Consider the following 24,049-nt stretch of genomic DNA (forward strand, 5'->3'; position numbering starts at 1 on the left):
CCGATCGGTGAGGGGATCGCCCTCCCATAGTAGGTCAGCGCCCGGAACCGGCCCGGCTCAGGGCGGCGGCGCCGGGTCAGGTCGGGTCAGGGCACCGAGCCGGGTCAGGTCAGGGCGTCGAGCTGGGCGGCGAACCACTTCTGCGGCGGCAGGGCGGTCGCGGCGGCGTGCAGCTTGTCGCGGCGCATGCGCCGCTCGTCCTCCGGCATGACCAGCGCGTCGTGCAGCGCCGCGGCCGTGCCGCTGATGTCGTACGGATTGACCAGGAGCGCGTGCTGGCCCAGCTCGGCCGCCGCCCCCGCCTCCCGCGACAGCACCAGCGCGCACCGCTCCGACAGGACCGGCCCCTCCTTGGCGACCAGGTTCATGCCGTCGCGGATGGGGTTGACGAGCAGCACGTCGGCCATCCGGTACGCGGCCAGCGAACGCGGGTAGTCGTCGTTGACGTTGAGGATCAGCGGGTCCCAGTCGTCGGTGGCGTACTCGTCCTCGATCTCCTGGGCGCGGCGCTGCACCGACGCGGTGTATTCGCGGTATTCGGGCAGGTCGTGCCGGCTGGGATAGGCGAAGGCGAGGTGGACGACCCGGCCGTGCCACTCGGGATGCGCGGCCAGGAACTCGCGGTAGGCGATCAGGCCGCGGACGATGTTCTTCGACAGCTCGGTGCGGTCGATGCGGACGATCAGCCTGCGGTCGCCCACCTGCTCCCTGAGCGCGGTCATGTGGGACTCGACGTCGGGCTCGCAGGCCCGCTCCCACAGCGCCGAGCCGTCCACGCCGAGGCTCTGCACCCCGATGCGGGTGGTGCGGCCCTCGTGGGTGACGCTGCGCCCGACGCGGTCGGCCTCCGCGCCCAGCAGGCGCTCACAGCAGTCCATGAACGCCTGCGCCCATCGGTCGGTGAGGAACCCGGCGTGATCGGCCCCCAGGATGCCCTCCAGGACCTCGCGCGCCACCTCGTCGGGCAGCAGGGAGAAGTATTCCGGCGGCGCCCACGGCGTGTGGCTGAAGTGGGCGATGCGCAGGTCGGGCCGTTCGGCGCGGAGCATGGCGGGGGTCAGCGTCAGGTGGTAGTCCTGCACCATCACGCGGGCGCCGTGGCCGGCCTCCTCGGCCAGCGCCAGCGCGAACGCGCCGTTGTAGTCGCGGTAGGACTCCCACTCGCGCTCGAACCTGGTGCCGAAATTGGGCGTGTTGGGGATGTCGTAGAGCAGATGGTTGACGAACCACAGGGTGGAGTTGGCCACGGCGTTGTAGGCGCGGTGGAAGACGGCGGGCGCGATGTCGAGCATCCGCAGCGGGCCCGTGTCGTAGCCGGCCTGGTCGATGCGGCCGCCGGCGGCCAGGCGCACGGCGCTGCGGTCGCCGTCGGACAGCGCGGCGCAGATCCACAGCACGCCGTCGTCCTTGGCCACGCCCGACAGGCCCGAGACCAGGCCGCCGCCGCCGCGCCTCATGGTCAGCTCACCGTCGTCGGAGACGGTGAAGGAGACCGGGCCTCTGTTGGAGGCGAGCAGGACGCTGTTCATGGACATCCTCGGTCACGAGTCGCGGGATTGACGCGCGGACCGCGGCATCTCGCGTGCGGAGGGGCGAGGAAGTCAACTAGGCTCCCATCGATCACAAACATAGGATCCCATCTATGGCGCTTGATGAGCTAACCGAGGAACTCGCCCGCTCCGCGGCCGGAGGAGACCATCGCGCACTTGGCGAGCTCCTGGCGCGGATCGAGCCTGATGTGATGCGCCACTGCGCCCGGATCCTCCCCTATCACCAGGATGCGGAAGAGGCCTCGCAAGATACGTTGCTGGCCGTGGCGCGCAACATCGGGCGTTTCGAGGGGCGGGCCAGGTTCAGCACCTGGCTGCACATCGTGACCGCCAACTGCGCGCGGACGACGTACCGGACGCTCAAGCGCAGGGCGGCCGAGCAGAGCTCGGACGAACTGCCCATGCAGAAGCCGGACGTGCGGCGGGTCAGCGTGATCGCGGGCTCGCGGCTCGACCTGCTCGACGCGATGGAGGCGCTGGAGGCCGACAAGCCCGACCTGGCGCAGGCGCTGGTGCTGCGCGACATCGTCCAGCTCGACTACAACGAGGTGGCCGAGCAGCTCGGCATTCCGCTCGGCACCGCGAAGTCCCGCATCCACCAGGCGCGCAAGTACGTTCAGGGCGTCCTGGGCGAGGACTATCGCTGAGACCGCCCGTCCCACATGATGAGACGGGTGGAAGTTTCGGCCACTTGAGCGGGTAGAGTCCAGTTCAACAACTTCATATTGCTCATCCAGAGGGGTGGAGGGACCGGCCCTGCGAAGCCCCGGCAACCCTCCCGGCTTTCGACTCGCGACCTGGCGAGGCCGACCGGGACTAGGTGCCAATTCCGGTTCGCGGTCAAGGTGGCCGTGGGCGAAGATGAGGGAAGGCCTCGCTTCATGTCGCTCGACTTTGGTCCTGCTGTCGGTCTGTCCTGCCGCGAGTGCGGCGCCCGTTACCCCCTGGGTCCCAGTTTCGCCTGTCTGGAGTGTTTCGGGCCGCTTGAGGCGGCCTACGACTTCGGCACGGTGACTCGGGCGCAGATCGAGTCCGGTCCGGCCAACATCTGGCGTTACCGCGCACTCCTCCCCGTTCCGACGGACGTGACCGAAAAGCCGAATATGAACCCCGGCTGGACCAAATTGGTCAAGGCCGGAAACCTCGGCAAGGCGCTCGGGCTCAAATCCCTGCACGTGAAGGACGACTCGGGAAACCCCACCCACTCCTTCAAGGACCGCGTGGTCGCGATGGCCGTCGAGGCGGCTCGCAACTTCGGCTTCCACACCCTTTCCTGCTCCTCCACGGGCAACCTCGCGGGCGCGGTGACCGCCGCCGCGGCGCGGGCCGGGCTCGACGCCTGCGTGTTCATCCCGGCCGACCTCGAAGCGGCGAAGATCGCCATGGCCCGCGTGTTCGGCGGGCGGCTGATCGCGATCGACGGCACCTACGACGAGGTCAACCGGTTCTGTTCCGAGCTGATCGGCGACCCCATGGGCGACAAGTGGGGCTTCGTCAACGTCAACCTGCGGCCCTACTACGCCGAGGGCTCCAAGACGCTCGCGTACGAGATCGCCGAGCAGCTCGGCTGGCGGCTGCCCGAGCAGATCGTCATCCCCATCGCCTCGGGCTCGCAGCTCACCAAGATCGACAAGGGCTTCAAGGAGCTCATCCAGCTGGGGCTGGTCGAGGAGACGCCCTACAAGATCTTCGGGGCGCAGGCCGAAGGCTGCTCGCCGGTGTCGGCCGCGTACAAGGCCGGGCACGACGTCGTCCAGCCGGTCAAGCCCGACACCATCGCCAAGTCGCTGGCCATCGGCAACCCGGCCGACGGTCCCTACGTGCTGGACATCGCACGACGCACCGGAGGGGGCGTCGAGGACGTCACGGATGCCGAGATCGTGGCCGCCATCAAGCTGCTCGCCTCCACCGAGGGCATCTTCGCCGAGACCGCGGGCGGGGTGACCGTGGGCGTGCTGAAGAAGCTGGCCGAGAGCGGCAGGCTCGATCCCGAGGCCGAGACCGTGGTGCTGAACACCGGCGACGGGCTCAAGACGCTCGACGCCATCAGCGACGACGCCGCGCCCACGGCCGTGATCCGGCCCTCCCTCGACGCGTTCCGTGCGACTGTCTGACAACCAGGAAAGGCGACATTTACCATGAGCGTTTCTGTGCGGATTCCCACCATTCTGCGCACCTACACCGGGGGCAACGCCGAAGTGAGTGGCGAAGGCGCGACTCTTCGTGACGTACTCGCCAAGCTGGACTCCGACTACCCCGGCATCGGCGCGAGAATTCTGGATGAATCGGGCAAGATTCGACGTTTCGTCAACGTTTATGTTGGGGAAGAGGACGTCCGTTTCGCCCAGGGTCTCGACACTCCCGCCCCAGAGGGCACGCAGATCTCCATCATCCCCGCGGTCGCCGGCGGCTGAGCGCCGCGCGAACCCCGACCGTTGAAGGCGCCCCTTGTGGGCGCCTTCTGCTTTTCCTGGGCTAATTCAACGTTGTACGAGGTTCGCTGCGAAGAAATACCTGGTTTGCAGATTGACTCTGTTGCCAAACCCCGTGCCACAGGTATGGTCGAGGGCGATCGTCTGCCTGATTTTCAAGTTATGTCAGACGATTACAGGCCTCGCGGAGGAATGGGCGAGATCTGAGAGACCAGTAAGAGGAGTCGGAAGTGGCGCAGGGCACCGTCAAGTGGTTCAACGCGGACAAGGGCTACGGCTTCATCGCGGTAGACGGTGGTAAGGATGTATTCGTCCATTACTCAGCGATCATGATGGACGGGTACCGCTCTCTCGAACAGGGTCAGCGTGTCGAGTTCGAGATCACGCAGGGCCAGAAGGGGCCGCAGGCGGAGTCCGTCCGCACGGTCTGAGGTCACATCACTGGTATGCACCGGGCGGGCTCGCACGGCAGCGCAGTCCGTGCGAACCGTCACCCCCTCAATCGTCGACTCGCGTACGGCGGGCTGCTTCGGGCGGCTCGCCGTACTGACTTCTGACCTGGGGATGAACACCGGGCGCGGGTGCGTTCGCTTGCACTCGGCAGGGTAGAGTGCTAAACAGTTCGTTGGCACTCTGTGCAGCAGAGTGCCAACATCGGATCGAGACGATGGGGTCTGCCGAACGGAGATGCGGGCCCATGCCGTCGCGGGCGTCGGCTCGGTCCACGACAAGCCACCCTGCATCTGGGAGGTCTAGCCTTATGGCAGCCAAGATGATCGCGTTTGACGAGGACGCCCGGCGCGGTCTCGAGCGCGGTATGAACCAGCTCGCCGACGCCGTCAAGGTGACCTTGGGTCCCAAGGGCCGCAACGTCGTGCTGGAGAAGAAGTGGGGCGCTCCCACGATCACCAACGACGGTGTGTCCATCGCCAAGGAGATCGAGCTCGAGGACCCTTGGGAGAAGATCGGCGCCGAGCTGGTCAAGGAAGTCGCCAAGAAGACCGACGACGTCGCGGGTGACGGCACCACCACCGCCACCGTGCTCGCCCAGGCGCTGGTGCGCGAGGGTCTGCGCAATGTCGCCGCCGGCGCCAACCCGATGGCCCTGAAGAAGGGCATCGAGGCGGCCGTCGAGCGCGTCAGCGAGGAGCTCTCCAAGCTGGCCAAGGATGTGGAGACCAAGGAGCAGATCGCCTCCACCGCCTCCATCTCCGCCGCCGACCCCGAGATCGGCTCGCTCATCGCCGAGGCGATGGACAAGGTCGGCAAGGAAGGCGTCATCACCGTCGAGGAGAGCAACACCTTCGGCCTCGAGCTCGAGCTCACCGAGGGCATGCGCTTCGACAAGGGCATGACGTCGATGTACTTCGTGACCGACTCCGACCGCATGGAGGCCGTGCTCGAAGACCCGTACATCCTGATCGTCAACAGCAAGGTCTCGGCCAACAAAGACCTGCTGCCGCTGCTCGACAAGGTCGTGCAGTCCGGCAAGCCGCTGCTGATCATCGCTGAGGACGTCGAGGGCGAGGCCCTGGCCACCCTGGTCGTCAACAAGATCCGCGGCCTGTTCCGCTCGGTCGCGGTCAAGGCCCCGGGCTTCGGCGACCGCCGCAAGGCCATGCTCAACGACATCGCGATCCTGACCGGTGGTCAGGTCATCGCCGAGGAGGTCGGCCTCAAGCTCGAGACCGCCACCCTCGACCTGCTGGGCCGCGCCCGCAAGGTGGTCGTGACCAAGGACGAGACCACGATCGTCGACGGCGCCGGTGACGCCGAGCAGATCGCGGGCCGGGTCAACGAGATCCGGGCCGAGATCGACCGCACCGACTCCGACTACGACCGCGAGAAGCTGCAGGAGCGCCTGGCCAAGCTGGCCGGCGGCGTGGCCGTGATCAAGGCCGGTGCCGCGACCGAGGTCGAGCTCAAGGAGCGCAAGCACCGCATCGAGGACGCCGTGCGCAACGCCAAGGCGGCCGTCGAGGAGGGCATCGTCCCCGGCGGTGGTGTGGCTCTGCTGCAGGCCGGCGCCAAGGCCTTCGACAAGCTGGAGCTGGCGGGCGACGAGGCCACCGGTGCGGCGATCGTGAAGAAGGCGCTCGAGGAGCCCCTCAAGCAGATCGCGGTCAACGCCGGCCTCGAGGGCGGCGTCGTGGTCGAGCGCGTGCGCAACCTCACCCCGGGTGAGGGCCTCAACGCGGCGACCGGCGAGTACGTCAACATGTTCGAGGTGGGCATCCTCGACCCGGCCAAGGTGACGCGCTCCGCGCTGCAGAACGCCGCTTCCATCGCGGCGCTCTTCCTCACCACCGAGGCCGTCATCGCCGAGAAGCCCGAGAAGACCCCCGCTGCGCCGGCCGGCATGCCCGGCGGCGGCGACATGGACTTCTAGGTCTTTTCTCGTCGTAAGAACGAAGAGCGGTCCGGGCTTTTCCGGGCCGCTCTTGTTTTGTTTGACTGCCATTACGTTTCACAATTGCTCGGCTACTCCAAGTGAGGAAGGGTGGTGCCACCACACCGCCTGCACAAAGGAGTATGAGGATGTTTTCCCGCAGCAAGCGCATTTTCGGCATCGCCGCCCTGGCCCTCGTCGCCGCCACCACCGCCCCGGCCGCCCCGGCCTTCGCCGAGCAGCGCTCCCTGTCGCTGACCGACATCCCCCTGCTGCGTGAGCTGAAGGGGCCGCTGTGCCTGCCCAATTCGCGGACCGGGCTCACGGTGCTGGACGCGCTGCTGCCGCAGCTCATGGCCTGCGCCCAGACCCCGCTGTCCGACTGACAGCGGTCGCCGACACGAAGCGCCCCGCCGTCGCGGCGGGGCGCTTCGGCGTCTCCTGACGCGGTCAGACGCCGTAGAGGGCGACGATGTGGCCGCGGGCCAGGGTGTTGGCGGTGATGTTGAAGCCCACCACGGCCGGGCTGGCGTCACCGTCGACGCCCAGCCGGTCGACCCCGAGCGCGTGGACCGTGAAGACGTAGCGGTGCGGGTCGCCGGGAGGCGGGGCCGCGCCGCCGTACGCCTTCGTGCCGTAGTCGTTGCGCGCGTGCGCCGCCCCCTCGGGCAGGCCCTTGAAGTCGGGCGCGCTGCCCGCGCCCGCGGGCAGCTCCGTCACCGAGGCGGGCAGGTCGAACAGCACCCAGTGCCAGAAGCCGCTGCCCGTGGGGGCGTCGGGGTCGTAGCAGGTGACGGCGTAGCTCAGGGTGCCCTCGGGGGCGCCGGACCAGCGCAGGTGAGGCGACTGGTTCCCGCCGGTCATGCCCCAGTCGTTGAAGACGTGGAGGTCGGCGAGCCTCGCGCCGTCCTGGAGGTCGTCACTCTCGACCGTGAGCGCGGGAACCGACGGCAGGTGTTCGTGTGGAAGCGGTGCGGGCACGGCATCCTCCTAGGTTGAGAGCTGCTTGCCCAGCCATCCTAGAAGCGGCCGTGCCCGCCGCTCTCACGCCGTCAGCTGCGCCGGGAGCGCCTTGTCGTGCAGGACCGTCAGCGAGGTCACCGCGCGGGTCAGCACGACGTACAGCCGGGCCAGGCCCCTGGGCTCGGCGGCGACGATGTCGGCCGGCTCGACCACGATGACGTGGTCGTACTCCAGACCCTTGGCCAGGGTGGCGGGCACGATCAGCAGGCGGTGCCCCTGCGCGGCGTCGGGGTCGAGCACGGCGTGGGGGAGCTCCGCCAGCGCCCGCGAAACCTCGTCGACCAGCGCGTCGGGGACGATCACGCCGATCGAGCCCTCCTTGGCCAGCGCCTCCCCTGCGGCCCGCGCCACGGAACCGCCCTCACTGACGGTGAGCGAGCCGAGGCCGGGGCGCAGCGAGCGCGGCGCGGCCAGGGCGGGGGCGATGGACGGGAGCAGCCTGGCGGCGTAGTCGAGCACCTCGCGCGGCACGCGGAAGCCGAGCGTCAGCTCCGTCACCTCGCCCTCGCGCTGCCCCAGGTGCCGCAGCACCGACTCCCACGAGGTGGTCGACCACGGCGTCGTGCCCTGGGCCAGGTCGCCCAGTACGGTGGCCGAGCCGTTGCGGCAGCGCCGGCCGAGCGCCCGCAGCTGCATCTCGGACAGGTCCTGGGCCTCGTCCACCACGAGGTGGCCGAGCGACGGCGTGCGCTCCATGAGGTCGCCCAGCTCGTCGAGGAGCGCGGCGTCGGCGGCGGACCACTTCGCCGACTTCCAGCTCCGGTACGGCTTGCGCCAGATCAGCAGCTCCTGCTCCTCCGGCGACAGATCCGACTTGGCCGCCTTGACGGCCCGGCCGAGGAAGTCGGGATCGGACAGCAGCCGGAACAGCACCTGCTCGGGCGTCAGCTTGGGCCAGACGGCGTCCACGAGCTGCTTGACCGGCTTCGACCTGGCCACCGCGTCCTGCACCCGGTCGTCGGGCGACTCGCCGCGCTGCTCCATCCTGACCAGCACCATGTGCGCCAGCCGCTGCGCCAGGGCCGCCCGGCCGGGGTTGTAGCGGGTGGTGCCGCGCAGGGAGGCCACGATCTCGCGGACCTCGTAGTCGGCCACCCGGTGGCGGTAGGCGCCCTTGGTGAACACCAGGCCGTCCTCCGGCTTCACGATGTGCAGCCAGAGCGCGCTTTCCAGCACCGGCGCCATCCTGGCGTCGCCCTTCACCGCGGCCACCAGCGGGTCCTCGGGCGCCGCGTGCTCGCCCAGCAGGCCCGCCACCGTGGTCTGGTCGACCTTGACCTCGCCGAGCGCGGGCAGCACCGAGGAGATGTAGGACAGGAAGGCCCGGTTGGGGCCGACGATCATGACGCCGGACCTGGCCAGCCGCTCGCGGTGGGTGAACAGCAGATAGGCGGCGCGGTGCAGGCCGACGGCGGTCTTCCCGGTGCCGGGCGCGCCCTGCACGCACACGGTCTGGGCCAGCGTGGCGCGGACGATCTCGTCCTGGTCGGGCTGGATGGTGGCGACGATGTCGCGCATGGGGCCGGTGCGCGGCCGTTCGATCTCCTCGGTGAGGATCTTCGACGGGCCGATCTCGCCGCCCTCGCCGAGCGGCTCGTCCTCGAACGCGGTGAGCGCGCCGCCGTGGTAGCCGAAGCGGCGCCGGCGTACGACGCCCATCGGGTCGGCCGGGCTGGCCTGGTAGAACGCGCGGGACACCGGGGCGCGCCAGTCGATGACCAGCGGCTTGCTGCCGCCGTCGTGGACGTGGCGGCGGCCGACGTAGATCGTGCCGGGCAGGTCGTCGCCCCCGGCGCGGTCGAGGCGGCCGAAGAACAGCGGCGTGTCCGGATGGTCGGCCAGGGCCGCGACGCGCTGGTCGAGCAGCGACTGGAGGATCTGCTGCGACACCCAGTCGCCGGCCGCGTCGGCGGACAGGGACTGCGCGTGGGCGCGCATGGCCTTCAGCGCGGCCCTGGACTCGGCCAGGTGCGCCTGCTCCGAGGCGAGCACGTCGGTGGGTGCGCCATCGGGTGCGTCGGGGGGTATGTCGGGTGCCAGCTGGTGTGCGGGCATGCGGAAATGCCTCCTTGTCGGTTTTCGGAGGTGGTCAAGGCAGCGAATCGGCCAGTTTAACGGCGACTCCGGCATGACTCCAAAGCATTTACCGGCGGCGGTCTGGGTACGCACAGGAGGTGGTGCGGGTCCAGCTTCGTTTCTCCCCGGTCATCCCCACGATCGCGAGCTTCCTGCTCGCCGCGCTGTGGGCGCTGTCGGTGTTCGCCGGGTGGGGGGCGCAGGCGTTCTGCGCGGGCGGGGAGGCCGCCTCACTGTGCTCGCAGCGCCTGTCCACGGTCTCCGCCGTCTCCGGGCTGTTCGCCGTGCTGGCCGCCTGCTGCACGGTGGCCGCCTGGCTGTTCCCGTGGCCCCGGCACGATCCCCAGGCGTTCGCCCGGCTGATGGGCGCCGGGGTGCTGGCGTGGGTCGTCGCGGAGGGCGTGCTCTTCCTCGGGGGCCTGCTGGTGCGCTGAAGGGTGCGCTGAGTGGGCATGGTTGTGCGTGCTGAACTTGCGCGAATTGCCACAGATCCGTACGTTCGTAACCAACCTGGGAACACCGAAAAAATCGGGCATTTCAGGTGGGTTTGTCGGATCATGGGGGTATGTCGCAGGCGGCGTGATAGTACGCAGGTGAGGGGGGTGGTTCGAATGTCGTCGGCCCGCGGAGTCTCGTGGACATGACACCACGCGGAAGTGCCCGGCCGCTCGGGCGAGCGGCCGGGCATCACTGTCTCTAGACCCCGCCGAGCACGTCGTCGGCGTCGATGATCTGGTACGCGTACCCCTGCTCGGCCAGGAACCGCTGCCGGTGCGCGGCGAACTCCTGGTCCACCGTGTCCCTGCTGACCACCGTGTAGAACCGCGCGCCCCCGCCGTCGGCCTTGGGCCGCAGCACCCGCCCGAGCCGCTGCGCCTCCTCCTGACGTGAGCCGAACGTGCCCGACACCTGGATCGCGATGGCGGCCTCCGGCAGGTCGATGGAGAAGTTGGCCACCTTCGACACCACCAGCACCTGGATCTCCTTGTCGCGGAAGGCCTGATAGAGGCGTTCGCGCTCCTTGACCCGGGTCTCGCCCTTGATGACCGGCGCGTTGAGGTGCTCACCGAGCTCGTCGAGCTGGTCGATGTACTGGCCGATGACCAGCACCTGCTCGCCCAGGTGCCGCCGGACCAGCGCCTCGGTCACGTGCGTCTTGGACGGCGTGGTGGCGCAGAAGCGGTAGCGCTCGTCGGACTCGGCCATCGCGTACGCCAGCCGTTCCTCGTCCGTCAGCGTCACGCGCACCTCGACACAGTCGGCCGGCGCGATCCAGCCCTGGTTCTCCATCTCCTTCCAGGGCGCGTCGTAGCGCTTGGGACCGATCAGCGAGAACACGTCGCCCTCGCGCCCGTCCTCGCGCACCAGCGTCGCGGTCAGCCCGACCCGCCGGCGCGCCTGGAGGTCGGCGGTCATCCGGAAGATCGGCGCGGGCAGCAGGTGCACCTCGTCGTAGACGATCAGGCCCCAGTCGCGGGCGTCGAACAGCTCCAGATGGCTGTAGACGCCTTTGCGCCGGGTGGTCATCACCTGGTAGGTCGCGATGGTGACCGGGCGGATCTCCTTCTTGGTGCCGGAGTATTCGCCGATCTCGTCCTCGGTCAGGGACGTGCGCTTGAGCAGCTCGGTCTTCCACTGGTGGGCCGAGACCGTGTTGGTGACCATGATGAGCGTGGTGGCCTCGGCGTGGGCCATGGCGGCCGCGCCGACGATGGTCTTGCCCGCCCCGCAGGGCAGCACGACCACGCCCGAGCCGCCGTTCCAGAACGCCTCGGCCGCCTCGCGCTGGTAGGGGCGCAGCTCCCAGCCGTCCTGCAGCAGCTTGATCGGGTGCTGCTCGCCGTCGACGTAGCCGGCCAGGTCTTCGGCGGGCCAGCCGAGCTTGAGCAGCGCCTGCTTGACGTTGCCGCGGTCGCTCGGGTGCACGGCGACGGAGTCGGCGCCGATCCGCTCACCCAGCATCGGCTGGATCTTCTTCGAGCGCAGCACCTCTTCGAGCACGGCCCGGTCGGTGGAGGTGAGGGTCAGGCCGTGGACCGGGTCCTTCTCCAGCCGGAGCCGGCCGTAGCGGGCCATGGTCTCGGCGATGTCCACGAGCAGCGCGTGGGGCACCGGATAGCGGCTGAAGCCGATGAGCGCGTCGATGACCTGCTCGGCGTCGTGGCCCGCGGCGCGCGCGTTCCACAGCGCCAGCGGGGTGACGCGGTAGGTGTGCACGTGTTCTGGAGCGCGTTCGAGCTCGGCGAACGGGGCGATCGCCTTCCGGCAGGCGTCAGCCCTTTCGTGGTCGACCTCGAGCAGCAGCGTCTTGTCCGACTGGACGATCAGCGGTCCATCGCTCACTGGCATTTCTCCGTGGGGTTCAGACGGGGCTCGGCGCGACAGGACCATCGTCTCGTGATCCCGGCTTCCCCGCTTCCCCTCTCCAACAACGGTGGAGCCAGGATTAGTCCACGGTGACGGCCGGGGCCGGCCGGGCGGCCCGGCTCAGTCGTCGAACGCGCCGCTGATCCCGAGGATGACGAAGCCGCCGATGGTGAGCACGAAGCCCGCGCCGAACAGGATCCAGCTCCACATCACCATGCTGCGGGCCGAGCGCGGGTCGGTGTTGGCCCGGCCGAGGGCCAGGCCGGCCAGGATCGCGCCGGGAATGCCGAGGATGTTGCAGCACGAGACGACCGCGAGCAGGTTGAGCACGAGGGAGACGATGGCGTTGGCGTTGGGACCGTTGTTGCTCGGGGGAGGCGTGCCGTAGCCGTAGCCGTAGCCGTACTGCGGGGGCGGCTGGTCGCCGTAGGGGGCGCCATAGGGCTGGTACGGATAGCCCGACGGGTTTTCCTGACTCATGTTCACCTCCAGACAGGTCAACACTTATCACGGAATTGGCCGGGGCCTGACCCGATGTGCGAGACCACGGGGCCTCCGGGCACGTTGTGCGGGATCGCCGGGTCCTCCGGGCGTCGGTCGCGCGAGATCACCGTCGCTTTTGCGGGCCGCTCAGCCGAGCCTTTCCCGCAGTGCCTTCCGGTCCAGCTTGAGCACGCTCGTCACCGGGACGGAGTCGACGAAGCGCACCTCGCGGGGATACTTCACCCGCCCCACCCGTTCACGCGCCCATCCGATCAGCTCCTCGGCCGTCACCTCCGCGCCCTCCCTGAGCTGCACGAACGCCACGACCTCCTCCCCGAGACGCGGGTCGCGGCGGCCCACGACGCCCGACAGCACGACGTCCGGATGCCGGTTGAGCGCGTCCTCCACGTCGCGCGGGAAGACGTTGAAGCCGCCCCTGATGATCAGGTCCTTCTTCCTGTCCACGATGTAGAGGTAGCCGTCGTCGTCCACGCAGCCGATGTCCCCGGTGCGCAGCTCCGCGCCGACCAGCGCCGTGCCCTCGGGGTCGGGCTCGTGCTCGCCCCAGTAGCCGAGCATCAGCGACTCGCCAGAGACGCAGATCTCGCCGACGTCCCCCGTCTCCATCGCCTCGCCGTCGCCGTCGCGGATGGTGATCGAGTAGCCGGCCAGCGGCAGGCCGACGCTGCCGGCCCGGCGCCGGCCCGGCGGGTTGAAGGTGGTGACCGCGCTCGTCTCCGTCAGGCCGTAGCCCTCCAGGATCTGCGTGCCCGGCATCCTGCGCTCGAACTCCGCCAGCGCCTCCCGGCCGAGCGGCGCCGCGCCGCAGGTGAGGAAGGCCAGGTCGGGCAGCGGGTGCTCGTCGAGCGGCTCGGCGAGCAGCAGGTGGATCATGGTGGGGACGACGCTGCCGTACTGGACGCGGTGCTCGGCTGCCAGCGCGAGGAACGCCTTCGGGTCGAACCAGCGCATCAGCACGGCCTGCTGCGGCTCGGTGGCGTGCATCGAGGCGACGGTGACGATCAGCCCGTACGCGTGCGACAGCGGCACGGGGATCAGCGCGCGGTTCAGGCCCTCCTGGCGGGACAGCTCGAAGGCGTCCTTGGCGACCTGCCACAGGCCGCGGTGGCTGAGCATGACGCCCTTGGCCCGGCCCGTGGTGCCGCCGGTGTACATCAGGGCGGCCAGGTCACCGGGAGACCTGGTCACGGGGCCGCGTCCGGTCGCCTGTTCCAGTTCCACCGTGTCCACATATATGGGGATGTCCACGTTGGCGGCTCGTACCGTGTCGGCCAGTTCGGGCGAGGTGACGATCGCGCGGGCGCCGCTGTCGAGCAGGATGTGCCGCAGCTCCTCCGGACCCACCAGGAACACCACCGGCGTCACCACCGCGCCCGCCGCCCACACCGCCTGGTAGATGAGCGGCACCTCGGGGGAGTTGGCCATCATCACGGCGACGCGGTCGCCGGGCCGGATCCCCGCCTCGGCCAATCCGCCGCACATCCGGCGCGCCCGCTCGGCGAGCGTGTGACTGCGATGCCAGACGCCCTCGTAGAACACCGAGTCGTGGTCGTCGAAACGGTTCCAGGACTCCTCGGCCAGACGGCCCAGCGTTTGCTCGGTCACATGCCCAACCTGATGCGAGTGATGAGGCGCAGTCAAGCCTCCTCCGCCTTGACTAGTCATTGTGGACGGTCTTCATGTAGCCCGTAAATGAGTATTAATCCGCGTTCAGTGTCATTTGTGTTTTCAGTTTGGCCGGGATCGTGTAATGGTGGAAGATCTGAGGACCGTGAGGTCTTGAGTGATGAGGAAAGGTTCGTCCGCGTATCGGGTTCGACCTGACTGTGTGACCGTTTCCGCAGGTCGTCCTGGTCGTGGTGACACTGCGCGACCTGTTGTACGTGAATGAAGAAACTTGTTGGGCAGGAAAGCTTCCTGTAGAAAACTTCCCCGTTAATCCCGAGGTGACTTTCGTGACCGAAACGCCTGAGCCGGGCGAGATCGACCTCGACAACATAACGCTCACCGGAAGTCTCAGAACAGTCGGTGACCATGTGCGTACCGTGGCCGGTCCGGCCACGGGAGACCTCAGCCGGAGGCGGGCCGACGCGCTGCTCTCCCCCTACCTGGAGCCGGGCTGCTTCCCCGAGGCGGTGCGCCGGCTGACCACCCGCCATCTGCTCGTCCTCGTCGGCGAGGAGGAGACGGGCCGGCGATTAGGCGGGCTCGCGCTGCTGTCGCGCATGTCGCTGGCCGAGAGCACGATCACCGTGCTGTCCCCGGCGGCGCGGGCGGGCGAGCTGCTGTGCGGCATCGACTACGAGCCGGGCCGGGCCTACCTGCTGCACGACTGGATCACGCCCAGCACCGACCGCACCGAGCTGGTCAACCTGGCCCGCAAGCTGGCCGAACTCGGCTCCTACCTGGTCGTCACCAGGGGCGGCGAGCTCTCCCAGGCGGTCGAGGTGGAGCAGCGGTGGGCCGTGCCGGACCGCGGTGAGCTGTTCGACCTGTGCCTGAGCTCGTTCGACCGGCGCGCGGGGCTCGGCGGCGACGAGGTGAGCAGGGCCAGGGACCTGGCCCTGACCCTGGCCACCCCCGCCGAGGTCGTGCGCCTGGCCACGCGCCTGACCCGGGGCGATGAGCCGGCCGGTGACGAGGTGGCGGCCTGGTTCGACACCAAGCCGTCCGTGCGCGACGTGCTGGCCGTGGCGGCGTTGGCGTTCACGCACCGGTTGACCGTGGCCGTCTACGAACGGCAGCTCGCCCGGCTGGAGAAGCTGTGCGAGGAGCAGGGCCACCGGTCCGCCTCCGGGCCGCTGATCGGCGTCCAGGGCGGGCTCACCGGCTTCCGCGCCGCCCACCAGCGCGGGCGGGTGCTGGGCGAGCTGGTCACGCGCTACGGGTTCTGGCTGTGGCAGCCGTTGCGCGCCTGGGTGCTGTCACTGCCCGGGCAGGGGGCCGCGGTCCAGGTACGCGCCGCGGAGGGGGTGGCGCTGCTGGCCCGGCACTCGCCGAAGGAGGTGCGCCAGGAGTTCCTGGAGGTCTGGGGGCAGGGGAGCGCGGCCGAGCGGGTGGCGGCGGCCAACGTGCTGTCGTACATGTGCGCCGACGACACCCTCGCTCCCGGGGCGCTCGGGGTCGCGCTGGGCTGGGCGGCGGACCCCGCGGACATCAGGGCCACGACGGCGGCCCTGGCGCTGGGCGGCGGGCTGTCGGTCCGCTATCCGGCCGACTCCGACCGGCAGCTGCGGCGGCTGGAGTCGGCCGGTGGGCCCGCCGCGGCGGTGGCACGCCAGTCGCTGGCCCAGTCGCTCACGGCCGTGCCGCACGGCTGACCCGGGCGTTCGGCCGGTCCCGTCTCATCGCCGGCCCTCTCGGGCCTCCCCGCCGTCGCTGGTCAGAGGCCGGAGACGCCGGTGATGCGGTGCAGGGCGAAGCGGTGGACGGCGGCCCTGGTCTCGTCGTACGCGGTCAGGTAGCCGCCCTCCATCCTGGCCGGCTCCAGGATGCGCGAGGTGGCGTTGCCCTGGGAGTCGAGATAGCCGATCCACACCCGTACACCCTGTTTGATCGCCTCCTGGAGGGCCGAGATCGTGGCGGTGGCGGGCCCGCGCGGCACCTGGCCGGCGGGCGCGTCCACGGGCTCACGCCGGGCCAGGTGCGCCGCGTCGCCGGCCCGCAGCGCGCGTACGGCCGCCGCCGCGACCTCGGGATCGAGGCCGTTGGGCGAGGCGACCGCGCGGACCGGGGCCAGCCCCTCGGTGCGGCGGCTCTCCAGCTGGGAGATGATCACGTCGCCGTCCAGCGACTCGGCCACCGGGGCGTACCCCATGGCCCGCAGCGAGTCGACCAGCGCCGCCCGCGGCGAGCGCGAGGCGATCACGGTCGGCGCGAGCCTGCGCAGGCGCAGCGCGGACGAGCGGCGGTCGGCGGTGATCTGGTCGAGCAGCGCCGGATCGTCGCAGCGGATGTACGCGCTCGCGGTGCCCACCCTGATCCGCCCGTGCCGCCTGGCCACGTCGGTCACCAGGTAGGACAGCGCCTGCGGCACCGGCGTGGCCGAGTGCCTGGCCAGCATGGAGACCAGCTCCTCGCCGCCGTGCCCCGCGTCGAGCGCGCGCCGGATCGAGCCCTCGCTGAACCGGTAGACCGTGGCCCCGCCCTTCGACTCGATGTCGGCGGTGAGCGTCATCCAGCGGTTGAGCTCGCTCGTCAGCGGGCCTGGCGCGACGGCGGTCAGGTCGGCCTGCAGCAGTACGTGATCGACCGGCTCCGGCAGCAGCGGGGCGAGCACGGAGGCCGCGTCGCCGCCCTCGACGAGCGCCCGCCCGTGCGTGGACAGCGCGCCCAGCCCGGTCACGCCCACCTGCTCGGCCTCCCGCAGCGCGAAGTCGGTCAGTTGCTCGCGCAGCGGCCCCCTGCGGCGCGGCTGCTCCCACGCCAGCCGTTCGAGCACGGCGTCCCGCGCGGGCGCCAGGCCCGGAGCCGACGCGAGCACGCCCAGTGTGGCCGCCCTGATGCCGGGTGCGGACGCGCGGCGCAGGTCGGCGTGCAGGGCGTTCAGCGGCCTGTCACGCTCGTCCCGGTCTCCGACCAGGCCGGGCACGCGGTCCATGGACAGCCAGGTGAGCGCCAGCGCCGTCCACCGGTCGGCGGCGCCCCTGACCCGCCACAGGTCGTAGCCGGAGGTCGGCAGCCACTCGCCGTCCACACCGCCGCCCGCGGCGACCAGCCCGGCCGCGTGCGCGACCTCGATCACCAGCGCGGTCACCCACTCGGGCAGGTCCAGCTCGCCCGCCGTGCGCTTCAGGTCGCGCACGCCCAGCCCTCCGGTACGCAGCACGCCAGGAGGCTCGACGCTCCACCGCTCGCACAGCTCCTCCACGGACCTGACGAACGAGAACGCCTGCCCGGCCGCCGTACGGTCGGCCAGCTCGGGATCGCGCGCGGCCCCCTCCAGCGGCGGCGGCGCGGCCAGCAGGTCGCGGTGCACCCGGCCGCCGCGCAGGTGGAGGCCCACCTCGCGGGGCAGCGCCACGGTCTCCTCGCCGGTGGCCGCCAGCAGGCCGCGCGCCAGCAGCTCCTCGATGGGCGAACGGGCCGAGGCCACGCTCACCTCGCGCCTGGCGTTGGGCACGCGGCCGGTCGGCGGGCCCCAGACGAGCTGGTCGAGCGCGCCCCTGGCCTCCGGGGATACCTGGTCGATCAGCGCGGCCGGCCGGGCCAGCGCCGCCGCCAGCCGCTCCTTGCCGGAGCCCGTGGTGCCGGGCGCGACGTCGTCGGCCATCTCCTCCAACTGCTCGGGCGCGTGGTGCCGGAACGCGTCCACGGCGCGCGGGCCCAGCCCGGCCGGGTCGTCGAGCAGCTTGCGTACGCCGGGGCCGAGGTCGAGCGCGTCGTCGGGGCCGTAGACGAGCGCGAGGTCGTACAGCCGGTCGAGGGCGGCCGACAGCGCCGGCTCGGGGTCGGCGCTGCCCGCCTCGCCGGTCGCCACGGCGTTCGCCGGATCGGCGCCCGCCAGCGCCGCCCGGATGAGCTCGCGCAGCTCGTCCTTCGTCACCGGGCCGTCGCGTACGGCCAGCGTCTCCACGACCGCCAGCGTGAACCGGTCGAGCCGGTCGAGCACGCGGCCGATCGCCGACGGGCTGCCCGCTCGTGAGGCGAGACCTTCAAGATGCGCGGGCACCGGAGTGATCAGCTCTGGCCGCGCGGAGACGAGCGCCCGCAGCTGTGCGTCGGTGCGTCCCCTGATCCACTCCGTGAACTCCATCGTTGCCATGGTATGTCCCCCCTGATTGGGGCAGCATGGCTAGGCGTGATAGAGCGCGCGGACCAATTGGTGCTGAACTACGTCTCGAAAGCCGCCGACGCGGCCCACGGCGTGCTCAGGGCTGACCAGCGGCTCGACTTCGCCAGACGGCTGCGGGCCAGGATCGAGGTCGAGCGGGGCGGCAGCCAGAACGCCCGCCAGGTGGCCAAGGTGCTGGCCAGGTTCGGCGATCCGGTCGCGCTCGTCGAGCGCGAGGCGCGCCGGCTGGCCGAGGCGGGCGTCGCCACCGCGCGGGACCCGGCCGGCGTGGGCGCGAGGCCGTCCGGGGGTGGCGCGGGGACGAGTTCGGGAACGGCGGGCCCTAGGACGGTGGGCCCTAGGACGGCGGGTCCTGGGACGGCGGGCTCTGGGGCGGCGGGTCCTGGGGCGGCGGGGACCGGGGCCGTCACGAGGCCGGTCGGTGGGTCGGTCAGTGGGCCGGTCAGTGGGCCTTCCGATGGTGCTGGTGCGGGTGGGGGAGCCACGCGGCCCCTGCCGGCCGTGGACGGCGAGGAGGCGCCGCCCGGCGTGCGGGCCTATCGCGGGATCGCCCAGGACAGCCTCGACCGGCGTCAGGGTATGGGGCTGCCGTTCGCCGGGCTGCGCAGGGCGGCCATGTCCAGTGCCAACCCGATGGCCACCGGCGGCAGGGACGCCAGGACCATCGTCAAGGAGTACCCGCGCGACACTGCCGCGCTCGTGATCCTGGTGCTGGCGGCGCTGCTGGTGCCGTTCCACCTGCCGGCGGTGGCGATCTTCCAGATCCCCCTGGTGGTGTGGGCCGTGGGCGCGGTGATGGTGCTGTTCAGCGACGCCTGGAACGTACGCGACCGGTTCGTCGGCGCCGGTGCGCCGCTGCTCGGTTACGCCGTGGGCGGTGTGCTCATCGGCGGCCTGCGCGTGGGGATCGAGGCCGGGATGGAGGCGTTCGTCACGCAGTTCTTCGACGTCAGCGGCACCATGTTCATGATCGGTACGGGCGCCGGCGTGCTGTGGCTGGCCTATCGCTTGCTCGACGTCAACTGACCGGCGCGGGGCTGGGGCTGGGGAGCAGCCCGACGGCCAGCCGCACCCAGGCGGCCACGAACTGGTCCTTCTCCGCGTGCCCCGGCAGCTCGCCCACGGTCTCCTGGAAGAGCCGGTAGTGCACCACCGAGCCCCCGAGCACGGTCGAGATGCCCGCCCAGTCGAGCTGGGCGTCGTGGTACTCGGGCTGGGCCTTGAACCAGGTGACGATGGCGTCGAACATGGGCTGGAGCAGCCCCTCGCGGACGACCGTGACCAGCTCGGGAAACTGGCTCAGGTCGCGGAAGAAGACCCGGGTCAGTTCTGACTCCTCGCGCACCTTCGCCAGCCCGGCGCGGCACACGTGGGACAGCCGCTCCTCCAGGTCGACCGAGGCCTCCATGGTGCTCAGCTCGGCCAGGCTCTCGGCCACCTGGATCCGGGTCCGGCTGGCGTGCTCGTTGATGGCCGCGGCCAGCACCTCGTACTTGGACTTGAAATGCCGGTAGAGCCCTCCGGCTCCGGGCGAGAGCCCGGAGGCGGCTTCGATCTCGGCCACCGACGTGGCGGCGTAGCCCCGCTCGGCGAACAGCCGCAGGGACTCATCGATGATCCGCTCACGTGTCGATCTGGTCATGTCTGTGCTGATACCTCCGTAAGGAGAGTAGTCGTTAGGGAGCAGCGCGCCGGATCAGGCTCGCCAGGGCGGAACCGATGATCAACCAGACCACCGCGGCCAGGCCGTAGTTGACGACGGTGGTCAAGTGCGGATCGGCGAACCGGAAGAGGTTGGCCAGCCCGAGGGAGAGCGTCGTGGCGAGCGTCTCGACGAACCGGTACCAGACGTTGGCCGGGTTGGCGCTGAACACCGTGAAGACCGCGTGGAGCACCAGGGCCAGCGCGGCGACCCTGCTGGCCAGCCGTACCAGGTAGACGAGCGCGCCCACGACGCGCTGCCACACCGTCAGCACGGGCCCGCCGGGGCGGGCCGGGCGGTGCGGCCTGGGCTCCGGCCGGGGTTGTGCCTGGGCTTGCGACTGGGGTGGGGCCGAGGAGGCGACGAGCCGGTCTCCGCTGTGCGGCGGCTGGGGGGTGGCGGTCACGGCCACTCCTCTCCGATAAGTAATTCCTTTCTTCCCATTCCCATGCTCTCAGAACAAGGCCCGTTACGCGGGGTAGGGGGAGGTTTGGGATCCTGCTCTGGTGATGACTTCGGTGGGATTCGACCTTGACATGACATTGGCGGACACGCGATCGGGCATAGCGGCCGTTTTCGACGAGCTGGCCGTGCGTTTGGGCGTGCCATTCGACAGCGCGGCGATCGTACGGCGACTGGGGCCGCCGCTGGAGATGGAGCTGGCCAACTGGCTGCCCGCTGAGGAGGTCGAGGCAGCCGCCGACCTCTATCGAGAGATATATCCGGAAATGGGGGTGCCGAGTCACACGGCGATGGCGGGCGCGTACGAGGCGGTCGAAGCGGTGCGCGCGGCCGGCGGCCGCGTCATCGTGGTGACCGGCAAGAACCCCCGCGACGCCGCCGGCACCCTCAAGGTGCTGGGCCTGGACGTGGACGAAGTGGTCGGCTCGCTTTTCGCGGCGGCCAAGGGATCGGCACTCGCGCGCTTCGGCGCGGCGGCTTATGTTGGTGACCATGTCGCCGACATCGAGGCCGCACGCGCCGGCGGCGCCGTGAGCGTGACCGTCGCGACCGGCCCTTACACGGTGGGAGAGCTGCGTGATCACGGAGCTGATGTGACGTTGGGCGACCTGACCGAATTCGCCGCCTGGTTCAGCACATGGCGCGAGCATCATGAACTCCGGTAAATGCACCGCATTTACCCGGTCGCCCTGGCGCGTCGCGGGGCATAACCTACATCCATCCGTCCTCCTTTCGACTGTTTGAACGAGGTCCTCCTGTGCCGAGTGGCAAGGTCAAGTGGTACGACGCCGACAAGGGATTCGGCTTCCTCACCCGCGACGACGGCGGTGAGGTCTTCGTGCATTCATCCGCGCTGCCCACAGGTGCGGGCCCGCTCAAGCCCGGCCAGAAGGTCGAGTTCGGCGTGGCCGAGGGCCGTCGGGGCCAGCAGGCGCTCTCTGTCAGGATCCTGGAGCAGCCGCCGACGCTGGCCAAGACCAAGCCCAAGGGCAAGCGGAAGAAGCCGGACGAGATGGTGGTCATCGTCGAAGACCTGATCAAGCTGCTCGACGATGTGTCCACCTCCTACCAGCGGGGCAAGCACCCGGACGCGGCGCACGCCAAGAAGATCGCGCAGGTGCTCAGGGCGGTCGCGGACGACCTCGACGCCTGACCCGCCGTTCCCGCTCAGCCGTGCGGGTTGGTGAGCGGCTTGGTGGGATCCACCGTGCCCCGCTGCTCACCGGGCCCGGGCCGGTGGTCGGTCCGATGGTCGGGCCGGGGATCTGGCCGCGGGTCGGGCTGCTCGTCGGGCTGTGCGTCAGGCCGGGGATCGGGCTGAGTGTCGGGCTGGGGGTCGGGCTGAGTGTCGGGGGAGGCTTCGGCTCGTTGGCGGCGTAGTTTGCGTTCGGTCTCGCGTACGCGGCCTCGGCGCGAGACCAGCAGCCAGCCGAGCGCCGCGGTGAGCGCGACGGCCAGCGCGACCAGCCCGGCCGTGCTGCTCCGCGTGAGCGAGAGCACCAGGCCCACCAGCCCGCCGAACACCCAGGCCAGCTGGAGCACCGCCTCGACCACGCCAAAGGTGGACGAGCGCACCTCCTCGCCGATCTCCCGCTGCACGATCGCGTCGAGCGCCAGCTTGCCCAGCTCCTGCGCGAACGCCGTGACGAGGGCGATCGCCAGCGCGGTCCACACCCCGAAGAAGACGGCCGTGACGACGGCCGTCACCGCGGTCACCGCCAGCGTGACCAGCACGATGAGCTGCGGTGAGTTGTTGCGGGTCCAGTTCGCGACCGCGGCGCCCATCAGGCCGCCCAGCCCGGCCGCGCCCGCCAGCAGCGCGATCGTCTTGGGGATGTCGAAGAACGGGTCGCGCGCCCACGGCTCGGCGACCGCCAGCCACGGCACCGCCTCGTCCTGCACCAGGAACAGCAGGAAGAACAGCAGGAAGCCGGAGAAGACGCGCAGCGCCAGGTTCGCCCAGACGGCCTCGGCCACCGCCGGGCCCACTTTGAGCAGGGTGCGCCAGCGCGGCGGCGCGCCCTCCTCCTCCAGGTCGGGCGAGTCGATGTGGCGCGGCAGGCGTACGGCGGCGACGCCCAGCAGCAGGAAGGCCACCATCGCCACCCGCAGCACCACCGCGCTGCCGACGACGGCGGTCAGCCCCGCGCCGACCGGCACCCCGACCCCAGCCGCGACCAGCGTGAACAGCGCCACCCGCGCGTTCGCCGAGACGAGCCCGATGTCGGCGGGCAGCACGCTCGGCATGATCGCCGCCCGCGACACGTTGTACGACTTCGACAGCACCAGCACGCCCAGCGCCCCGATGAACAGCGTCGGCAGGTCACCGGGCCCCACAGCGGCCGCCATGGCGAAGCACAGCAGCCCCCGCCCGAACAGCGTGCCCGCCATCACGTAGCGCCGCCCCGACCTGAACCGGTCGAGGATCGGCCCCACGAACGGCGCCAGCAGCGCGAACGGCAACATCGTGATGACCAGGTAGAGGGCCACGGAGCCGCGTGCCTCGCCGACGGGCACCCCGAAGAAGACCGTGCTGGCCAGCGCCACCGTGACGAGCGCGTCACCGGCGCTGTTGCCCGCCGACAGCTCGATCAGCCGGCCGAGCCCGGTGCGGCCGGCGCCGTTGGCGTATGTGAGCCGGCGGGTGGCCTGGCCCACCTTCCTGGCGCCGCTCGCGGTGGCCTTGCCCGCCCGCGCGGTGCCGCTCGCCGTGACCCTGCCCGCGCGCACGGTGGCGCGGCCCGCGTCGGCGGCGCCGCGCGCCATCCGCCGCGAGACCTCCCGTGCCCGGCCCCAGCCACCCTCCACGCCTACCAGTCTTACCCGATTCGCGGGCGATCTCTGAGCCGGATCCGCCGTTGTGGGCCCCCGCACGTCCCGGGATGGGTGAGAATGAAGTGTGAGCGAACAGCACCTTTCGGCGGAGCCGGCCCGATGAGCCGCACCCGGGCCCGCGTCTCCGCTCCCGACCAGGCCTGTGTCGCCGCGGTCGATCTGGCTCGCGCCGCGGCCGAGGAGCTGGCGCGGCCGGGCGAGCCCGGCGAGCACCTCGGCTACGAAAGCGAAGGCGACCGGATCGTCACCCACTACTTCGCCTGCCTCGACCGCGCTTATCGCGGCTGGCGCTGGGCGGTCACGGTGACCCGGGCCTCGCGGGCGAAGAAGGTCACCGTCAGCGAGGCCGTCCTGCTGCCCGGCACCGGCGCGCTGCTGGCGCCCGAGTGGCTGCCGTGGAGCGAGCGGCTGCGTCCGGGCGACCTGGGCGTGGGCGATCTGCTGCCGACCGCGGACGACGACGACCGGCTGGCGCCGGGCTTCACCGAAGTCGACGACGACACCGACAGACAGATGGTTTTCGAGTACGGCCTGGGCCGGGCCCGTGTGCTCTCGGCCATTGGCAGAGACCGGGCTGCCAGACGCTGGCACGCGGGCGAGCACGGGCCGCACACACCGATCGCACACGCCGCTCCCGCGCAATGCTCCACCTGCGGCTTCTACTGGTTGCTCGCGGGTGAGCTCCGGTTGTCGTTCGGGGTCTGCGCCAACGAGTACGCGCCCGACGACGGCAAGGTCGTCGCCGCCGACCACGGCTGCGGCGCCCATTCCGAGGCCGCGGTGCTGCCGCCGCCGGTGGAGCAGGCCATCCCGATCCTCGACGACCTGGGCTACGACCTGATGGAGGAGGAGGCCGGCTCGGTCGACGAATCCGCCTCCGAGGAGCTCGGGCATTCCTGAGCCTGAGTGTCGGTG

The 24,049-nt window shown here is 70.6% G+C and carries 22 protein-coding genes and 1 riboswitch; of the genes, 12 read left to right on the top strand and 10 right to left on the bottom strand.

The window, feature by feature from the left end:
- Positions 1 to 104: 104 nt before the first annotated feature.
- Positions 105 to 1,535 carry an alpha,alpha-trehalose-phosphate synthase (UDP-forming) gene (locus OIE67_RS51685; protein ID WP_407674813.1) on the bottom strand — a complete coding sequence of 477 codons (1,431 nt, stop codon included), beginning with the start codon at positions 1,533 to 1,535 and terminating at the stop codon, positions 105 to 107.
- 206 nt (positions 1,536 to 1,741) lie between these two features.
- On the opposite strand from OIE67_RS51685, the gene OIE67_RS51690 reads away from it, so the two are divergent.
- From OIE67_RS51690 to OIE67_RS51715, 6 genes are all read left to right on the top strand, one after another.
- Positions 1,742 to 2,197: an RNA polymerase sigma factor gene (locus tag OIE67_RS51690; RefSeq protein ID WP_245956561.1), complete on the top strand. Its 456-nt coding sequence runs from the start codon at positions 1,742 to 1,744 to the stop codon at positions 2,195 to 2,197.
- A gap of 79 nt (positions 2,198 to 2,276) precedes the next feature.
- A riboswitch (SAM riboswitch) is annotated at positions 2,277 to 2,418 on the top strand.
- A 13-nt stretch (positions 2,419 to 2,431) separates the two neighbouring features.
- Entirely contained in the window at positions 2,432 to 3,664 is a 1,233-nt protein-coding gene (gene thrC, locus OIE67_RS51695) for a threonine synthase (protein WP_326634549.1), read from the top strand.
- A gap of 24 nt (positions 3,665 to 3,688) precedes the next feature.
- A complete protein-coding gene (locus OIE67_RS51700) occupies positions 3,689 to 3,964 on the top strand; it encodes a MoaD/ThiS family protein (protein WP_132331077.1) in 276 nt (91 codons plus the stop codon).
- Positions 3,965 to 4,212: 248 nt separating this feature from the next.
- On the top strand, positions 4,213 to 4,413 hold the full coding sequence (locus OIE67_RS51705; RefSeq protein ID WP_106250594.1) for a cold-shock protein: 201 nt from the start codon (positions 4,213 to 4,215) through the stop codon (positions 4,411 to 4,413).
- Positions 4,414 to 4,742: 329 nt separating this feature from the next.
- Positions 4,743 to 6,371, top strand: coding sequence for a chaperonin GroEL (gene groL / locus OIE67_RS51710; RefSeq protein WP_106250596.1), 1,629 nt, complete (start codon positions 4,743 to 4,745; stop codon positions 6,369 to 6,371).
- A gap of 149 nt (positions 6,372 to 6,520) precedes the next feature.
- Entirely contained in the window at positions 6,521 to 6,757 is a 237-nt protein-coding gene (locus OIE67_RS51715) for a hypothetical protein (RefSeq protein WP_326634550.1), read from the top strand.
- 64 nt (positions 6,758 to 6,821) lie between these two features.
- On the opposite strand, the gene OIE67_RS51720 is transcribed toward OIE67_RS51715, so the two are convergent.
- Positions 6,822 to 7,352, bottom strand: a complete 531-nt coding sequence (locus OIE67_RS51720; protein ID WP_106250599.1) for a YbhB/YbcL family Raf kinase inhibitor-like protein — start codon at positions 7,350 to 7,352, stop codon at positions 6,822 to 6,824.
- A 63-nt stretch (positions 7,353 to 7,415) separates the two neighbouring features.
- Positions 7,416 to 9,449: a HelD family protein gene (locus OIE67_RS51725; RefSeq protein WP_326634551.1), complete on the bottom strand. Its 2,034-nt coding sequence runs from the start codon at positions 9,447 to 9,449 to the stop codon at positions 7,416 to 7,418.
- Positions 9,450 to 9,571: 122 nt separating this feature from the next.
- On the opposite strand from OIE67_RS51725, the gene OIE67_RS51730 reads away from it, so the two are divergent.
- A complete protein-coding gene (locus tag OIE67_RS51730; RefSeq protein WP_146178559.1) occupies positions 9,572 to 9,904 on the top strand; it encodes a hypothetical protein in 333 nt (110 codons plus the stop codon).
- Between the two features lie 262 nt (positions 9,905 to 10,166).
- On the opposite strand, the gene OIE67_RS51735 is transcribed toward OIE67_RS51730, so the two are convergent.
- The 3 genes from OIE67_RS51735 to OIE67_RS51745 form a co-directional block, all read right to left on the bottom strand.
- Positions 10,167 to 11,819: a DNA repair helicase XPB gene (locus OIE67_RS51735; RefSeq protein WP_106250604.1), complete on the bottom strand. Its 1,653-nt coding sequence runs from the start codon at positions 11,817 to 11,819 to the stop codon at positions 10,167 to 10,169.
- Positions 11,820 to 11,957: 138 nt separating this feature from the next.
- On the bottom strand, positions 11,958 to 12,317 hold the full coding sequence (locus OIE67_RS51740; protein ID WP_326634552.1) for a hypothetical protein: 360 nt from the start codon (positions 12,315 to 12,317) through the stop codon (positions 11,958 to 11,960).
- A 150-nt stretch (positions 12,318 to 12,467) separates the two neighbouring features.
- Positions 12,468 to 13,946, bottom strand: coding sequence for a class I adenylate-forming enzyme family protein (locus tag OIE67_RS51745; protein WP_326634553.1), 1,479 nt, complete (start codon positions 13,944 to 13,946; stop codon positions 12,468 to 12,470).
- Between the two features lie 350 nt (positions 13,947 to 14,296).
- On the opposite strand from OIE67_RS51745, the gene OIE67_RS51750 reads away from it, so the two are divergent.
- The gene (locus tag OIE67_RS51750; protein WP_326634554.1) at positions 14,297 to 15,661 is read left to right on the top strand and encodes a hypothetical protein; all 1,365 of its coding nucleotides are present in this window, start codon (positions 14,297 to 14,299) and stop codon (positions 15,659 to 15,661) included.
- 62 nt (positions 15,662 to 15,723) lie between these two features.
- Here OIE67_RS51750 and OIE67_RS51755 read toward each other — a convergent pair whose 3' ends face one another.
- On the bottom strand, positions 15,724 to 18,096 hold the full coding sequence (locus tag OIE67_RS51755) for a helicase C-terminal domain-containing protein (RefSeq protein ID WP_326634555.1): 2,373 nt from the start codon (positions 18,094 to 18,096) through the stop codon (positions 15,724 to 15,726).
- Between the two features lie 45 nt (positions 18,097 to 18,141).
- Here OIE67_RS51755 and OIE67_RS51760 point away from each other — a divergent pair, with 45 nt between their 5' ends.
- A complete protein-coding gene (locus OIE67_RS51760; protein ID WP_326634556.1) occupies positions 18,142 to 19,161 on the top strand; it encodes a hypothetical protein in 1,020 nt (339 codons plus the stop codon).
- Here OIE67_RS51760 and OIE67_RS51765 read toward each other — a convergent pair.
- The gene (locus OIE67_RS51765; RefSeq protein WP_326634557.1) at positions 19,154 to 19,777 is read right to left on the bottom strand and encodes a TetR/AcrR family transcriptional regulator; all 624 of its coding nucleotides are present in this window, start codon (positions 19,775 to 19,777) and stop codon (positions 19,154 to 19,156) included. The genes OIE67_RS51760 and OIE67_RS51765 overlap by 8 nt on opposite strands.
- A 34-nt stretch (positions 19,778 to 19,811) precedes the next feature.
- A complete protein-coding gene (locus OIE67_RS51770; protein ID WP_326634558.1) occupies positions 19,812 to 20,243 on the bottom strand; it encodes a hypothetical protein in 432 nt (143 codons plus the stop codon).
- A gap of 103 nt (positions 20,244 to 20,346) precedes the next feature.
- Between OIE67_RS51770 and OIE67_RS51775 the strand changes: the two genes are divergently transcribed.
- Positions 20,347 to 20,964, top strand: coding sequence for an HAD family hydrolase (locus OIE67_RS51775; protein WP_106250842.1), 618 nt, complete (start codon positions 20,347 to 20,349; stop codon positions 20,962 to 20,964).
- 92 nt (positions 20,965 to 21,056) lie between these two features.
- Positions 21,057 to 21,452: a cold-shock protein gene (locus tag OIE67_RS51780; RefSeq protein WP_326634559.1), complete on the top strand. Its 396-nt coding sequence runs from the start codon at positions 21,057 to 21,059 to the stop codon at positions 21,450 to 21,452.
- A 14-nt stretch (positions 21,453 to 21,466) separates the two neighbouring features.
- Here the strand turns inward: OIE67_RS51780 and OIE67_RS51785 are convergent, their stop codons facing one another.
- A complete protein-coding gene (locus OIE67_RS51785) occupies positions 21,467 to 23,107 on the bottom strand; it encodes an MFS transporter (protein WP_326634560.1) in 1,641 nt (546 codons plus the stop codon).
- A 126-nt stretch (positions 23,108 to 23,233) separates the two neighbouring features.
- Between OIE67_RS51785 and OIE67_RS51790 the strand changes: the two genes are divergently transcribed.
- Positions 23,234 to 24,034 (top strand): DUF3027 domain-containing protein, encoded by an 801-nt coding sequence (locus OIE67_RS51790; protein ID WP_106250621.1) that lies wholly within the window; start codon positions 23,234 to 23,236, stop codon positions 24,032 to 24,034.
- Positions 24,035 to 24,049 lie beyond the last annotated feature (15 nt).

The organism is Nonomuraea fuscirosea (assembly GCF_035917475.1).
Classification (GTDB): domain Bacteria; phylum Actinomycetota; class Actinomycetes; order Streptosporangiales; family Streptosporangiaceae; genus Nonomuraea; species Nonomuraea fuscirosea.